The organism is Bradyrhizobium sp. UFLA05-108, from assembly GCF_059803455.1.
This window is the reverse complement of sequence record NZ_JBANAZ010000072.1, coordinates 34,063-47,423: the sequence shown is the minus strand read 5'-3', so window position 1 is coordinate 47,423 and position 13,361 is coordinate 34,063. Positions and strand designations below refer to the sequence as shown.

General features: G+C 65.5%; 12 protein-coding genes. 6 read left to right on the top strand and 6 right to left on the bottom strand.

All coding sequences use genetic code 11. From position 1 onward, the window contains the following. Together bla and SO140_RS36950 are read right to left on the bottom strand one after the other, a co-directional pair. The coding region (gene bla, locus SO140_RS36955; protein WP_498543811.1) for a class A beta-lactamase at positions 1 to 617 on the bottom strand (617 nt) is incomplete at its 3' end. Between the two features lie 609 nt (positions 618 to 1,226). Then, positions 1,227 to 1,601 (bottom strand): nuclear transport factor 2 family protein, encoded by a 375-nt coding sequence (locus SO140_RS36950; protein ID WP_449382676.1) that lies wholly within the window; start codon positions 1,599 to 1,601, stop codon positions 1,227 to 1,229. A 149-nt stretch (positions 1,602 to 1,750) separates the two neighbouring features. Here SO140_RS36950 and SO140_RS36945 point away from each other — a divergent pair, with 149 nt between their 5' ends. Beyond that, complete coding sequence (locus tag SO140_RS36945) at positions 1,751 to 2,176, top strand: GFA family protein (protein WP_449382675.1); 426 nt, start codon at positions 1,751 to 1,753, stop codon at positions 2,174 to 2,176. A gap of 198 nt (positions 2,177 to 2,374) precedes the next feature. Beyond that, the gene (locus SO140_RS36940; protein WP_449382674.1) at positions 2,375 to 4,156 is read left to right on the top strand and encodes a caspase family protein; all 1,782 of its coding nucleotides are present in this window, start codon (positions 2,375 to 2,377) and stop codon (positions 4,154 to 4,156) included. Between the two features lie 20 nt (positions 4,157 to 4,176). Here the strand turns inward: SO140_RS36940 and SO140_RS36935 are convergent, their stop codons facing one another. Both SO140_RS36935 and SO140_RS36930 read right to left on the bottom strand, forming a co-directional pair. Continuing rightward, positions 4,177 to 4,866: a DUF1345 domain-containing protein gene (locus SO140_RS36935; protein WP_449382673.1), complete on the bottom strand. Its 690-nt coding sequence runs from the start codon at positions 4,864 to 4,866 to the stop codon at positions 4,177 to 4,179. Between the two features lie 7 nt (positions 4,867 to 4,873). Further along, positions 4,874 to 5,797, bottom strand: a complete 924-nt coding sequence (locus SO140_RS36930) for a polyprenyl synthetase family protein (RefSeq protein ID WP_449382672.1) — start codon at positions 5,795 to 5,797, stop codon at positions 4,874 to 4,876. A 161-nt stretch (positions 5,798 to 5,958) separates the two neighbouring features. On the opposite strand from SO140_RS36930, the gene mtgA reads away from it, so the two are divergent. From mtgA to SO140_RS36915, 3 genes are all read left to right on the top strand, one after another. Further along, positions 5,959 to 6,636 (top strand): monofunctional biosynthetic peptidoglycan transglycosylase, encoded by a 678-nt coding sequence (gene mtgA / locus SO140_RS36925; protein ID WP_449382679.1) that lies wholly within the window; start codon positions 5,959 to 5,961, stop codon positions 6,634 to 6,636. A gap of 163 nt (positions 6,637 to 6,799) precedes the next feature. Next, a complete protein-coding gene (gene rpmF, locus SO140_RS36920; protein WP_024509484.1) occupies positions 6,800 to 6,982 on the top strand; it encodes a 50S ribosomal protein L32 in 183 nt (60 codons plus the stop codon). Between the two features lie 141 nt (positions 6,983 to 7,123). After that, positions 7,124 to 7,771, top strand: coding sequence for a hypothetical protein (locus tag SO140_RS36915; RefSeq protein ID WP_449382671.1), 648 nt, complete (start codon positions 7,124 to 7,126; stop codon positions 7,769 to 7,771). A 198-nt stretch (positions 7,772 to 7,969) separates the two neighbouring features. On the opposite strand, the gene SO140_RS36910 is transcribed toward SO140_RS36915, so the two are convergent. After that, positions 7,970 to 8,233, bottom strand: a complete 264-nt coding sequence (locus tag SO140_RS36910; protein ID WP_449382678.1) for a hypothetical protein — start codon at positions 8,231 to 8,233, stop codon at positions 7,970 to 7,972. 232 nt (positions 8,234 to 8,465) lie between these two features. Here SO140_RS36910 and SO140_RS36905 point away from each other — a divergent pair, with 232 nt between their 5' ends. Continuing rightward, complete coding sequence (locus tag SO140_RS36905; RefSeq protein ID WP_449382670.1) at positions 8,466 to 10,160, top strand: EAL domain-containing protein; 1,695 nt, start codon at positions 8,466 to 8,468, stop codon at positions 10,158 to 10,160. 140 nt (positions 10,161 to 10,300) lie between these two features. Here the strand turns inward: SO140_RS36905 and SO140_RS36900 are convergent, their stop codons facing one another. After that, positions 10,301 to 13,168, bottom strand: a complete 2,868-nt coding sequence (locus SO140_RS36900) for a PAS-domain containing protein (RefSeq protein ID WP_449382669.1) — start codon at positions 13,166 to 13,168, stop codon at positions 10,301 to 10,303. Positions 13,169 to 13,361: the final 193 nt, after the last annotated feature.

Sequence of the window (13,361 nt, the reverse complement as noted above, 5' to 3'; positions counted from 1 at the left end):
CAGTCGGTGAGCTCTGCGCGCGAGGCTGCGGACAGGGCTTCGCCCAGCACGAGACGGCGGAAATTGCCGGCCATGGCAGCGGGCGTGGTCGTGTCGTGCGGGTCGCCCGGCGGCGAACGGTTGAGCTCAGGCTCGTTGTGATCGAGCCGCGAGGTGGTGTCGCCGAGCGAGCGCCAGAACGCGGTGAGTGCCGCCGGTCCCCCGATCCGCGCCAGCAGGAGGTTGGCGCAGGTGTTGTCGCTGAGCTCGACGCTGGCCTTGCACATGTCGGCGACCGACATCGCGCCCTTCGACAGGTTCTCCTTCGCCACCGGCGCATAGTCGAGCAGGTCGGCCTGCCGATAGCCGATCATGGCCGCAAGCTGGTCCTCGCCGCGATCGACCCGCGCCAGCACGCAGGCTGCAAGCGAAGCCTTGAACGTCGAGCACATGACAAACCGCTCGTCGGCGCGCCAGGCGAGCTTTTTGCCGGAGCTGAGGTTCTCGGCATAGAAGCCAACCTTGCCGCCGCTCTCGCGTTCATAGGTTTGAAGCGCCGGCGGCGCCTCCTCGGCAAAGACGGGACGTGTGGCCAGCGCACACAGCGAGGCGACCAGCAAACGACGATTGAGCAGCATGGGAATCTTTCAGGCGAGTGTGGGCATTGCGGAGATGCCCGTGAGCGCAATCACGATGCATCCGCGACGGGTTTCATCGATAGCTCGGACAAATTTGTGACGCACAGTGGCGCCGCGAACTCCGCTACCCTCCCCCTTGCGGGCTATCGCGTTTGCGGATCGCGTTGGTTCGGCATGCCGCTGCCACAATCTCGTCATGCCCGGGCTTGTCCCGGGCATCCACGTACTTCGTGCTGCGGGAAAGGTCGTGGATGGCCGGGACAAGCCCGGCCATGACGATTTGGAAACTTCAGCGCGTAAGCGCCGACGTCATATGCGATAGCCCTGCCCTTGTGGGGGAGGGAGGGGAGGGGGTAGCCCAGGAAGGGGTGTATCCGTCGTGAGAGGACGGCACGTGCAGCGAGCGCTGGAGCCGAGTGTGGCCCCCCTCCTAGAGTAGAGGGAACGCAGCGCGCGATCTCTCCCAGCCGTCATTGCGAGGAGCGCAGCGACGAGGCAATCCAGACCGTCTCCGCGGAAAGAGTCTGGATTGCTTCGCTACGCTCGCAATGACGAAAATTGGGGAACGCTTTCGAGCGCGACGTCCAACGTCTTCGTGGCCGCCGTCCCTCAGTCTTTCAAATCATACCGATACGACTTCGACACGATCTGCCAGCCGCCGGCGAGCTTCATCGCCACGAGATAGTCGGTGAAGTAGCGAGGCGGCAGTTGGCATTTGACCTTGATGAAGGCGGTCTTGTCGTCCGAGCGGTCGATGGTGACGATGAAATCCTCGCGCGGCTTGCCTTCCGACTTTGCAGAGGCCCGCTTGCGTATCCAGGCGAGCCAGTCCGGCACCGTCAGGATCTTGAGCTCGCCCTTTTCCACCCAGCGCAGGTCGGCGGAGGGGTGGAACACCGCGCCGAGCTTGTCGGCGTCGCCTTCGTAGAGCGCGTCGAAATAGCCTTGTACCACGGCCTCGACACTCGAGCGGTCATACCCCATGCTTCTCTCCTTCCCTGGCACGTTGGCGCGACGGGAGAACGTAGGGCGGGCTTCGCGAATCCGCCAGCGATTTGGTCGCGAAAAGCTGATCGGCAGGGGCTGGCCGACCCGCTACAGTGTCACGCCGTATTCTGCGCTGGAGAAGGATCGTGACAAGCACGACAAGCCGTCGCCGCCTCGCCGGAAGATGTTACTGCGGCGCCGTGCAGTACGACGTCGCGGATGAATTCGTCTATGCGCTGAATTGTCATTGCTCGAACTGCCGCCGCACCACCGGCTCCGCCTTCAAGCCGTTCGCCGGGATCGAGCGGCACAAGTTCCGCGTGGTCACGGGCGAGGACGCGCGGCTGATCTATGGCGACGAGGCGGCAACTCACGACGCGCATTGCGCCCGCTGCGGCTCGCTGCTCTATTCCGTGGTGCGCGAGGGCCAATGGGTCCACGTCACCATGGGAACCCTGATCGACGATCCCTCGATCCGCCCGACCGCGCATATGTTCGTCGGCTCCAAGGCGCCCTGGTACGAGATCACGGACAATCTGCCGCAGCACCGCGGGCATGTCGGAGCGGGCTGAGCGACTCGCAAACGCTCCCGATCCTGCGAACCGCTACCCTTCTGGCGAGACTAACAAAAAGGTCTTTCCCCGCGAGCTGACGCACGGCCCGTCGTGATCTCCATCACAAGCTGTGACGTCCGTCACAAGCGCGCGGCGCGGATGTTGCTAGATAGGTCGGGAGGGTGTCGAATTCTCCCTTGAGCTGGAAGTTCGGTGATGCGCAGCCTGTTCAGATTTTGTCCGCTTCTCCTCGCGCTCGCGCTGCTGCTCGGCGCCGGGCCGGCCTTTGCCGCCAAGCGCGTCGCGCTGGTGCTCTCCAATTCCGCCTATCAGAATGCGCCGCAACTCGCGAACCCCGACAATGACGGGGCCGTCATCGCGAAGACGCTGAAGGAGGCCGGCTTCGATGTGGTCGACGCCCGCCACGACCTGCCGGCGCTGGAGACGCGCCGCGCGCTGCGCGAATTCGCCGATTCCGCGCGCGATGCCGATATCGCTGTCGTCTATTATGCCGGCCACGGCATCGAGGTCGACGGCGCGAACTATCTGATCCCCGTCGACGCCAAGCTCGAGCGCGATACCGACGTCTATGACGAAGCGCTGTCGCTCGATCGCGTCCTGGTCGCGATCGAGCCTGCCAAGCAGCTTCGTCTGGTGATCCTCGACGCCTGCCGCGACAATCCCTTCGGCAAGTCCATGAAACGCACGATCGCCTCGCGCGGCATCGGGCGCGGCCTCGCCCAGGTCGAGCCGACCAGCCCCAACACGCTGATTGCCTATTCGGCCAAGGCCGGCTCCACGGCGCAGGACGGCGACGGCGGCAACAGCCCGTTCACGATGGCGTTGTCGAAGCATCTGACGACGCCGGGGCTCGACGTCCGCCGCGCCTTCGGCTTCGTGCGCGACGACGTCTTGAAGACCACCAACAACAAGCAGGAGCCATTCGTCTATGGCTCGCTCGGCGGCGACGACGTACCGCTGGTGCCGGCCAAGGTCGCGGTGGTGGCGCCGGCCCAGCCCGCCGTCAATGCGCAGGCCGAGGTGCGGCGCGATTACGAGCTCGCGCTCCAGGTCGGCAACAAGGCGGCGTGGGATGCGTTCCTTGTCCAGCATCCGGACGGCTTCTATTCGAGCCTGGCAAAACTCCAGCTCGACAAGATCGCGGCCGAAGAGGTGCACGCGGCGGCAACCGCAAAGGCGAAGCAGGCGGAAGCCGAGCGCGATCGTCTTGCCGCGGCGGGCGCGCAGAAGGATGCCCAGGCCAGGGCCGAGGCCGATGCGAAAGCCGCCGAGCAGGCGCAGCTCACCGCCCAGAAGGTCAAGGAGCAGGCACAGCAGCAGGCGGCCGCCGCCGAGCAGCAGCGCGTCAATCTGGCGGCCGCGACGCCCGCTGTCTCGACCGCAAAGGCCAACAATACGCCCGGCACCAACGTTGCCGCGCTGACGCCGAGCGCACCAGCCGATCTGACCCGCTCGGTGCAGACCGAACTCGGCCGCGTCGGCTGCTTCTCAGGGCAAGCCGACGGCAACTGGAACACGGCGTCGCAGCGCTCGCTGTCGCAGTTCAACCGCTATGCCGGCACCAAGCTCGACGTGAAGGTCGCAAGCACCGATGCGCTCGACGCGGTCAAGGCCAAGCCGTCACGGGTCTGCCCGCTGGTCTGCGATCGCGGCTACAAGTCGGATGGCGACAAGTGCACCAAGATCGTCTGCGGCGACGGCTATGTGCTGAACGACGACAATGAATGCGAGAAGAAGCGCGCCAAGCAGCCCGCGAGCACTGCCAAGCGCGACGACGGCCAGCAGCAGGATCGCCCGGCAAAACCGCGTCCGCAGGCCGGCGCCGCCGCGACGGCAGCCGGAGGCCGCGCTTCCGGAGGCAGCGGTCAGATCTATTGCAACGACCTCATCTGCCGCCCGGTCAAGCGCGGCTGTCATCTCGGATATCGCGGCGGCGGCGGCTATGGCGCCGACCCCAACCCCGAGATCTGCGACTAGCGAAAGCTTGTTGCCGCAGCCTACGTCGCGATCGCGCTTGCCGCGATGTTTACCGTCAGCGCGAGCAGCGCGGTGTTGTAGATGAACGAGACGATGCCGTGCGCAGTCGCGGTGCGGCGGATGGTCTTGTCGGTGATGCCGACGTCGGAGACCTGCGCAGTCATGCCGATCACGAAGGAAAAATAGACGAAGTCCCAGTAGTCGGCGTGGTCATCCTTGTCGCCGCTCGGAAATTGCAGGCCGCCCGGCTTGGTGTGGCGGTAATAGTCATGGGCGTAGTGCAGCGCGAAGGTCGTGTGCACCGCCGCCCACGAAAGTCCGATCGTGGCAATCGCGAGCGAAAGCTCGCCGACGCCGCGATGGGTGCCGAGCTCGGCGACGATGGCAGCGATGCTCGCGAATGCGCCGACCGCCGTTACCAGCAGGATGACGAAACGACCGTCGTCCTGCATGACGGCGGCCCGGCGGATGTGGCTGTGGTCCTGGTTCAGCATCATGCTGTAGACCAGCATGAGATAGACCGTGATCAGCGCGTCCCAGCCAAGCAACAGCCGCGTCACCGGCCGGAACGAGCCCGGCAGCAGCAGAGCAACCAGAATGCCCGCGGTTAGCGCGATGAAGGTCCTCGGCCGCGCATAAACCACGCGCACCGGCCGCGACATCTTCCGGAAGCGGACGAGGACGGGATCTTCTTTGCCGCCGTCCGTCATCGTTCGATCAGTTCTTCCGCTCGGCCACGAACCGCGCGGCAGCCTGCAGCACCGCGGCGCGATCACCGAAGATCGAGACGGCGGCGTCTGCGCGCGCGAGCAGGTCACGCACGCGCTGCTTGGCGCCTTCGATGCCGAGCTGGGTGACGAAGGTGGTCTTGCCGAGCGCCGCGTCCTGGCCGGACGGCTTGCCGAGCGCTGCCGCATCGCCCTCGACGTCGAGCAAATCGTCGGCGATCTGGAACGCTTCGCCGAGCGCGCGGCCGTAATCGTCGAGCGCTTGATACTCCTTGTGTGAGGCCTGGCCGAGGATCGCGCCGGCGATGCAGCCATAGCGCAGCAGCGCGCCGGTCTTCATCTGCTGGATCCGCGCGACGTCGACCGGTTCGCGATCGCCGAAGCGTCCTTCACCGGCGAGATCGAGCATCTGCCCGCCGACCATGCCGCCGATGCCGGCGCAGCGCGCCAGCGCGCGCGTCAACAAGAGCCGGACATTGGCGTCGCGATGGATCTCGTCGCGGGTCACGACGTCGAAGGCGAGCGTCAAGAGGCCGTCGCCGGCGAGGATCGCGGTGGCGTCGTCGGTCTGCTTGTGCAGCGTCGGGCGACCGCGGCGCAGGTCGGAATTGTCCATCGACGGCAGATCGTCATGGATCAGCGAATAGCAGTGGATGCATTCGAGCGCGGCACCCACGAGCAGTGCAGCCTCGCGCGGCACGCCGAACACCGCGGCGCTCTCGACCACCAGGAACGGCCGCAAGCGCTTGCCCCCGCCGAGGCTCGAATAGCGCATGGCGTCCATCAGCCGCTTGGGGCGCGCGATCTCGTCTGGCAGGATGCCGTCCGACAACAGCTTGGCCAGCAGGGCCTCGGTATCGTCAGCGGTCTTGTCCAGGCGGTTGGCGAAATCGGACGGGGTCGTGCCGGTCATCAAGAAAGGCTCCAGAACTAAAATTCGGCCGGACAATCCTTTATGCAGGCGCTTCCGTCAATCACTTGGAACGCCTTAAAACTGCTGGAAAAGGCCCGAATTATCACAGGCTTAATCGCTGGGGCCGTTCATCACTTTCATTTTGGCGCAGGACAAGGTCGATTTTTCGCATCGTCAAAACCCTGGCTCTGGTGCTGACCGCCGTGGCGCTCCTGCCCTACGTAATCGCGCCCTTCTACCGCACCGGCCACCCGGTTTCGACATTGATGGCCTGGCGCAGTCTGCGTGGCGCACCGATGCAGCGGCAATGGATCGATCTTTCGGCGATGTCGCCCTATTTGCCGCGCGCGGTGGTCGCCGCCGAAGATGCCCATTTCTGCAAGCATCACGGCATCGACTGGGGCGCGCTGCGCGAGGCGATCGACGACGCGCAGGAGGACGGAACTCCGTTCCGCGGCGCCTCCACCATCACCCAGCAGGTGGCCAAGAACCTGTTCCTCTGGCAGGGACGGGACCCCGTCCGGAAAGTGCTGGAGTTTCCGTTGGCGCTGTGGATCGATTTCGTGCTGCCCAAGCCGCGGATTCTGGAGATTTACCTCAATATCGCCGAGCTCGGGCCGCAGGGGCAGTTCGGCGTCGAAGCAGGCAGCACCTATGCCTTCGGCAAGTCCGCCGCCAGCCTCTCGCCCCGCGAGGCAGGACTTCTGGCCTCGATTCTGCCGAACCCGGTCAAGCGCAGTGCCCGCACCCCGGGACCGGGGGTGCGGCGACTGGCGGTGACCTATATGGCGCGGGCGCAGGCCGTTTCGACATGTTGGCGGGAAAATCGCGGATTTTGAGCCCATTTCGGGCGCTTTTTCCGGCCCAAAACCCTAGCTTTACGAACAGCCTTCCTCTATAAGCCCGGCCTTGATCGGCATTCAGCTCGCCCCGTTTGCGGGTGCTGAGCCGTCCGGAAGGCTGGACGATGCCCCGAACACCAATCCCTAGAGGATATTGATAATGGCCGTTCCGAGAAGAAAAACCTCGCCGTCGCGCCGTGGCATGCGCCGCTCGGCTGACGCGCTGAAGAAGCCGACCTATGTCGAGGACAAGGATTCCGGCGAACTCCGCCGTCCGCACCATCTCGACCTCAAGACCGGCATGTACAAGGGCCGGCAGGTCCTGAAGAAGAAAGAGTCCTGAGGCCGGCGTATCGACAGGCGGGGGCGTTTCGCCTGCCTGGATTCGGCCAATCAGTGAGTTAAGACGGTGACGGCGGCGGAGCAAACGCTTCGCCGCCGCATTGTCCTGCCCGGATGTCACGATCAGGAAGGCGCACACGCGATGGTCGGTTTCCCGCTGCTTCTCATTCCGCTCGCGGTCTACAACATCATCGTTTTCCTGATGCCCACCGTGTCCTTCACGGATGTGCTGTTCAAGGTGCCGATGATCACGGGCGAGCTGTGGCCGGTCACGCTAGGCGATCTCCTGCTCGCGCTCGGAATTGTGCTGCTGCTCCTCGAGGTCGTGAAGGGTGCGCGGCCCGGCGCAAAGTTCCTGATGGACCATCTGCTGTCGCTGATCGTGTTCGGCGCGGCCGTGGCCGAATTCGTGATGTGGCCCAAATTCGGCAACTCCATCTATTTCCTGCTGGTGCTGCTCGCGATGGCCGATTTCATCGGCGGCGTCGCCCAGCGCACGCGTCGTCGCGCCTATGTCACCGAGGCCGCACCGGCACCGCGCAAGGCGCGCCGTCAGGTCGAGGAGCAGGCGGATGAACCGGTCGTCGAGCCGCGCATGACGCCTGCGCCACAGCCCGCGCCGGTCGCGCCTCCTGCACCTACACCATCCGCGCAGTCCGTCGCCGAATCCGTGCTGATGGATCACCCCGCGCCAAAAACTCCGCAAGCCGCGCCTTCGCCGGAAATCGCTTCGCCGCATCTCCAGCCGAGCAACGGCACGCCGGCCTCGCCCGATACGCCGCAGCGCTGACTGAGATTGGGTCCTCTGTAACCGCTTGGTCGGTACGCGCCTCTCCCGCTTGCGGGGAGGGCTGGGGTGGGGGTGTTTCCGCAATGAACATTCCCGATGGGGCGAGAGCCCCCACCCGGCGCTTCGCGCCGACCTCCCCCGCAAGCAGGAGAGGTGCAGCGAGTCCGGGGCTTCGATCGAGAAACTAACCGACGCTTCTCACGCCACCTGGCGCGTCCTGGCGCTTACGGTGCCCAGGGGGTGCTTAAGTCCATAGGCCATGTTCGCGTCGGCAGGGCTCGCCCGGCGCAGCCGGCTTGTCTGCGGCACGTGCTCGGCATTGGCAATGAGCTGGGTGACGAAGCTCGGGTCCGGGCGCGGCAGCACCACCACCTTGTGGGCCCATTCAAGCGTCGGGGTGAGCGGGACCAGGGCGGTCCCAGTGCCGCCTTCCGCTTCCCCTGCTCGATCCGTACTCACCATCGCAAACACCGTTGATCCGGCTCAAATCCGGCGAGACTGTCGCGTTTCGGGACGCGGGTCGCCGTGCGTGTGAGGTACTCGCAAGGTCTATGCCGGCCAGGCCGTTCCGGTTCCGGAGCAGCTTCGAAACGTGGTTTCCAAATTGTTTATGAACTTTGCCTAGGGTCAAAGCCGAATCTCGCACTATCCTCAGGTTGCGAGACCGTCTCCGCTGTCCCGAAACGAGGCACCCTTGACCGCTGCCCTGCCGCAAGCCTCCGACATCCTGGCCTCCCTCGGCGAGGCCGTCTTCATCTGGGATATCGCGAGCGATGCAATTCAGTGGGGCGAGCAGGTCGGTTCCGTCTTCCCCGGCATCCCGGCCGAGCGGCTGGCGACCGGCGCGGAATTCGCCCGCCTGATCGAGCCGTCGCAATCGCTGCGCATGGCCGCGCTGGCCCAGTTGCCGGCCGTGCACGGCTCCGACGGCACGCCATACCGGGCCGAATATGGCGTGCGCATGAGCGCCTCCGATCCCGTGGTCTGGATCGAGGAGACCGGCCGTTGGTTCGCAGGTCCCGATGGCCGGCCGGTCCGTGCGATCGGCGCCGTCCGCATCAACAATGAGCGCCACGCCCGCGACGAGGAGCTTGCAAAGCTCGCCCGGCTCGATCCCCTGACCGGCGAGCTCAACCGCACCCATCTGATCGCGGCGCTCGCGGAGGCGATCGAAGAGTCTACGCGTTTCCGCTCGGCATCGGCCTTCATGCTGGTCGGCATTGATCATCTCGCCCGTGTCAACGACGCCTTCGGCTTCGACGTTGCGGACGCCGTGATCCTCGACGTGGCAAAACGCATTCGCGCGCGGCTTCGCGGCGGCGATGTGCTCGGGCGCTTCTCGGGCAACAAGTTCGGCCTGATCCTGAAGAACTGCACCGTGGACGACATGAACGTCGCCGCCGAACGCTTCCTCGCCGGTATCCGCGACGAAGTGGTGCCGACCAAATCGGGCCCGGTCTCGGTCACCGCCTCGATCGGTGCGGTCAGCGTTCCCCGCTATGCCCGCAATACCGATGAAGCGATCAACCGCGCGCACGAGACGCTCGACGCCGCAAAACGCCGCCGCGCCGGCTCGCTCGGCACCTGGCGTCCGAATGCGGAGCGCGACGCGCAGCGCCGCGTCAACATCCGCGTCACCGACGAGATCGTCACCGCGCTGAACGATCGCCGCATCGTGCTCGCCTATGAGCCGGTGGTCTCGGCCGCGACGCGCGACGGCGCATTCTACGAATGTCTGGTGCGGATGGAGCAGGGCGACGGGCGGACGCTGCTCGCGCCCGACATCGTGCCGGTGGCCGAGCGGCTCGGCCTCATCCGCCTTGTCGACCACCGGGTGCTCGAGCTCGTCGTCGCCGAGCTTGCCGCTTGCCCCGAGGTCAGGCTCAGCCTCAATATCTCGCCGGATACCACCATGGATCCCGACTGGTGGGCGTCGATCGAATCGCTGATGCAGGCCCATCCGGGCGTTGCCGAGCGGCTGATCGTCGAAATCACTGAGACGGTGGCGATCCAGGACATCGACGACGTTCGCGCCTTCGTCGGCCGTCTCAAGCATTTCGGCAGCCGCATCGCCATCGATGATTTCGGCGCCGGCTACACCTCGTTCCGGAATCTGCGCAAGCTCGGCGTCGACATCGTCAAGATCGACGGCGCTTTCGTGCAGAACATGACCCGTTCCGCGGACGACCGCGCCTTCGTGCAGACCCTGATCGACCTCGCCCGCCGCCTCGACATCAAGACGGTCGCAGAATGGGTGCAGGACGAGGACGCAGCAAACATGCTGCGCGACTGGGGCTGCGACTACATCCAGGGCCGCCTGATCGGCCTCGCCTCAGCCGAACGGCGGTGGGGCACGCCGCAAGACAGCGTGGTGCCCGCGGCGGGGTAGGAATCGTAGGGTGGGCAAAGCGAAGCGTGCCCCCACCACTTCTGTCGCAATGGTGGAGGGATGGTGGGCACGGCGCAAGCGCGCCTTTGCCCACCCTACGATTTTTGGTGCGGGTTAGCGAAGCAGTCCAGACGGACGCCTCACGCCACTTGCCGTATCGCACTCAGCCTTTCGATCACGCGCCCGACTTCCGCGGCCGGGCATGGCTTGCCGAAATAAAATCCCTGCACGGCGGTGCAGCCGCATTCGCGGACGAAGTCGAGCTGGTCGGAGGTCTCGACGCCTTCCGCCGTGGTCTCGACGCCGAGCACCGAGCCGAGGCTGGCGATGGTGCGGACGATGGCGACGCTTTCCGGACATTCGCCGAGCGTGCCGACGAAGGAGCGGTCGATCTTGATGCGGTCGAATGGAAACTTGCGCAAATAGCTGAGCGAGGAATAGCCGACGCCGAAATCATCGAGGCTGACGCGCACGCCGAGCGAACGGAGCTGATGCAGGATCTCGATCGTGGCCTCGCTGTCGTCGAGCAGCGCCGTCTCGGTGACCTCGAGCTCGAGCCGGTGCGGCGCAAGGCCGGCCTCGGCGAGTGCGCTCGTGATCATGGCGACGAGACCGCGCGCGCGGAATTGCACCGGTGACAGGTTCACCGCGATGCTCATGTCCGGCCAGCTTGCCGCCGTCGCGCACGCCGTGCGCAAGACCCATTCGCCGATGGGAACGATCAGCCCGGTCTCCTCCGCGATCGGAATGAACTCCGCCGGCGAGACCATGCCGCGCGAAGGATGTCTCCAGCGCAGCAGCGCCTCGAAGCCGGTCAATTCGGACGTGTCGAGGCGAACCTGCGGCTGGAACGTCAGATGAAATTCGTGCCCCTCGAGCGCACCGCGCAAGTCCGCCTCCAGCGCGTGCCGCGCGCGGGCCTCTTCCTCCATCGCGGGCTCGAAGATCTGACAGGCGCCGCGCCCCTTGGCCTTCGCGCCATAGAGTGCGAGGTCGGCGCATTTCATCAGCTCGTCCGCGTCGAGCCCGTGATCGGGCGCGACTGCGATGCCGATGCTGACGCCGACATGGATAGACTGGTTTTCGAGGGGCGGGGGGCGGCCGATGATCTCGATCAGGCGGCGCGCCAGCTTTTCGGCCGCTTCCGGCTGCGGCCCGCGCTGGATCAGCGCGAATTCGTCACCGCCGAGTCGCGCCACGGTGGCGTGCTCGCCCGCCTGCTCCTTCAGCTGCGCCGCGACCCAGCGCAGCAGCCGGTCGCCGGCGGCGTGTCCCAGCCGATCGTTGACGGTCTTGAAATTGTCGAGGTCGAGGCACAGCACGGCCATCGCGCCGCCGGCGGTCGCCACCTCGCTCAGGCCCTCGCCCATCTTCTCGCGGAACAGCACGCGGTTGGGCAAGTCGGTCAGCGAATCGTGCCGCGCCATATGCGCGACGCGGGCCTGCGTCTTGTGGCGCTCGGTGACGTCCTCGTAGGTAACAACCCAGCCGCCACGCGACATCCGGGAGTGGTTGAGCTTGATGATGCGACCGTCGCTCAAATGGCGGTGCAGCGTATGGGCGCCCTCGCGCAGCCGCTCGATATAGTCGGCATAGAGTGCGGCTGCCGTCGTGTTCGGATTGATGCCGAGCGCGCAGCTATGCTCCATGATCTCGCGCATGGAGACGCCGGGCTTCACGATCTCGGGCGACAGGCCGAACATCTCGATGTAACGGGTATTGCAGACGATGACCCGCAGATGGCTGTCGAGCATGCACAGCCCCTGACTCATGTTGTTCAGCGCCGCGTCGAACCGGCGGTACTGCTCGCTGAGCTCCTCGACCGCGCGTTCGCGCTCGGTGATGTCCTCGTAGGTTGCGACGAAGCCGCCCTCGGGTAGCGCGCAGTAGCGCACCGAGACGACGGTGTCGTTGGCCATGCTCCGCCGCATCGACGAGTCGTCGCGGCTCGCGATGCGTGCGCGGGCGGCTTCCAGGATCTGCTGCGGACTGTACTCGGATGCGAAGGCACCATTCGCCATCGACCGCTCGATCAGTTCGGCGAGATGCGTGCCCGGCCTGGTCTCCTCGAGCGACAGCCGGTAGATCTCGCGGTAGCGGTTGTTGCAGACCTTGAGCCGCATGTCGCCGTCGTAGAAGGCGAGCCCGTGCGCCATGTTCTCAAGAGCCGCGTCGAGCATGAAATTCTGCTGCTTCAACGCCTCCTCGTACCGCAGCCGCTCGGTGACGTCTTCGTGCACCGTCACCCAGCCGCCGTCGGGCAGGAAGCGCGATATCGCCTGCACCATTCGACCGTCGTAGCGCATCACGAGCACGGCATCCGAGTTCTTGGCGCGCACATCGTTCATCCGCCTGTCGTGGAATTTCTCCGCGGACATGCCGGGCAGATTGCCGCGCGAGGCCCAGTGCGCGATCACGGCGCTGTGCGACACGCCGGGCTTCACGATGTCGGGGTCGAGGTTGTAGAGGCGAAGAAACTGCTCGTTGCAGACGACCACGCTGCCTTGCGCGTCGTACATGATGAGACCGTGCGACATGTTGGTGAGCGCATGCTGGCTGCGCTCGGTCTGCATGCGCAGCTCTGCCTCGAGCCGGTCGAGGCGGGTGACGTCGTCGCAGATCGTCATCCAGCCGCCCTCGGGGAGCGGCTTCAGATCGAGCGCCAGGACAAGGCCACTGGAGAGCCGCTGCTCCGTCCGGAAGCGCTTGCCGTTCGCGATCTGCGCGACGCGCTCCCGATAGAGCTTGTCGATCTCGCTCGTTGGAAAGTTGCCGCGCGAAGCACTGTGAGCCAGCACCTCGCGATAGCTCGTCCCGGGGCGCACTACCTCGGGCGACATGTCGAAGAGGTCGACATAGCGGCGGTTGAACAGCACGATCCGGTTGTCGGAATCGTAGACGCAGACACCCTGCTCCATGCGATCGAGCGCAAGCTGGCTGAGCGCGAGCAAGGCTTCAGGCCCATGCTGGACGCTCGCGCGCGGCTCTGTCTTGCTGGGCGTCGTCATCGGCAAGGGCGCTTCGTCAGTCGCGGGACAATGAACGGGCGTAATCGGCGAGGCGGAGCTTAAGCGGCCATCCGGGAAGATTGTCTTAAACGCTTTAGTTTACGGACCGTGACCGCGGATGCGGATTCTGCAACTGATCGTTGGGAAAATGACTGTGTCCGGCGAGAAGATGTATCCGCGATCTGGGATGTGA

Excerpts from the sequence above, each read along its gene's own strand:
- SO140_RS36950 (WP_449382676.1), bottom strand. The coding sequence starts at position 1,601 with ATGGGGTATGACCGCTCGAGTGTCGAGGCCGTGGTACAAGGCTATTTC.
- SO140_RS36940 (WP_449382674.1), top strand. The coding sequence starts at position 2,375 with ATGCGCAGCCTGTTCAGATTTTGTCCGCTTCTCCTCGCGCTCGCGCTG.
- SO140_RS36935 (WP_449382673.1), bottom strand. The coding sequence starts at position 4,866 with ATGACGGACGGCGGCAAAGAAGATCCCGTCCTCGTCCGCTTCCGGAAG.
- SO140_RS36930 (WP_449382672.1), bottom strand. The coding sequence starts at position 5,797 with ATGACCGGCACGACCCCGTCCGATTTCGCCAACCGCCTGGACAAGACC.
- rpmF (WP_024509484.1), top strand. The coding sequence starts at position 6,800 with ATGGCCGTTCCGAGAAGAAAAACCTCGCCGTCGCGCCGTGGCATGCGC.
- SO140_RS36915 (WP_449382671.1), top strand. The coding sequence starts at position 7,124 with ATGGTCGGTTTCCCGCTGCTTCTCATTCCGCTCGCGGTCTACAACATC.
- SO140_RS36910 (WP_449382678.1), bottom strand. The coding sequence starts at position 8,233 with ATGGTGAGTACGGATCGAGCAGGGGAAGCGGAAGGCGGCACTGGGACC.
- SO140_RS36900 (WP_449382669.1), bottom strand. The coding sequence starts at position 13,168 with ATGACGACGCCCAGCAAGACAGAGCCGCGCGCGAGCGTCCAGCATGGG.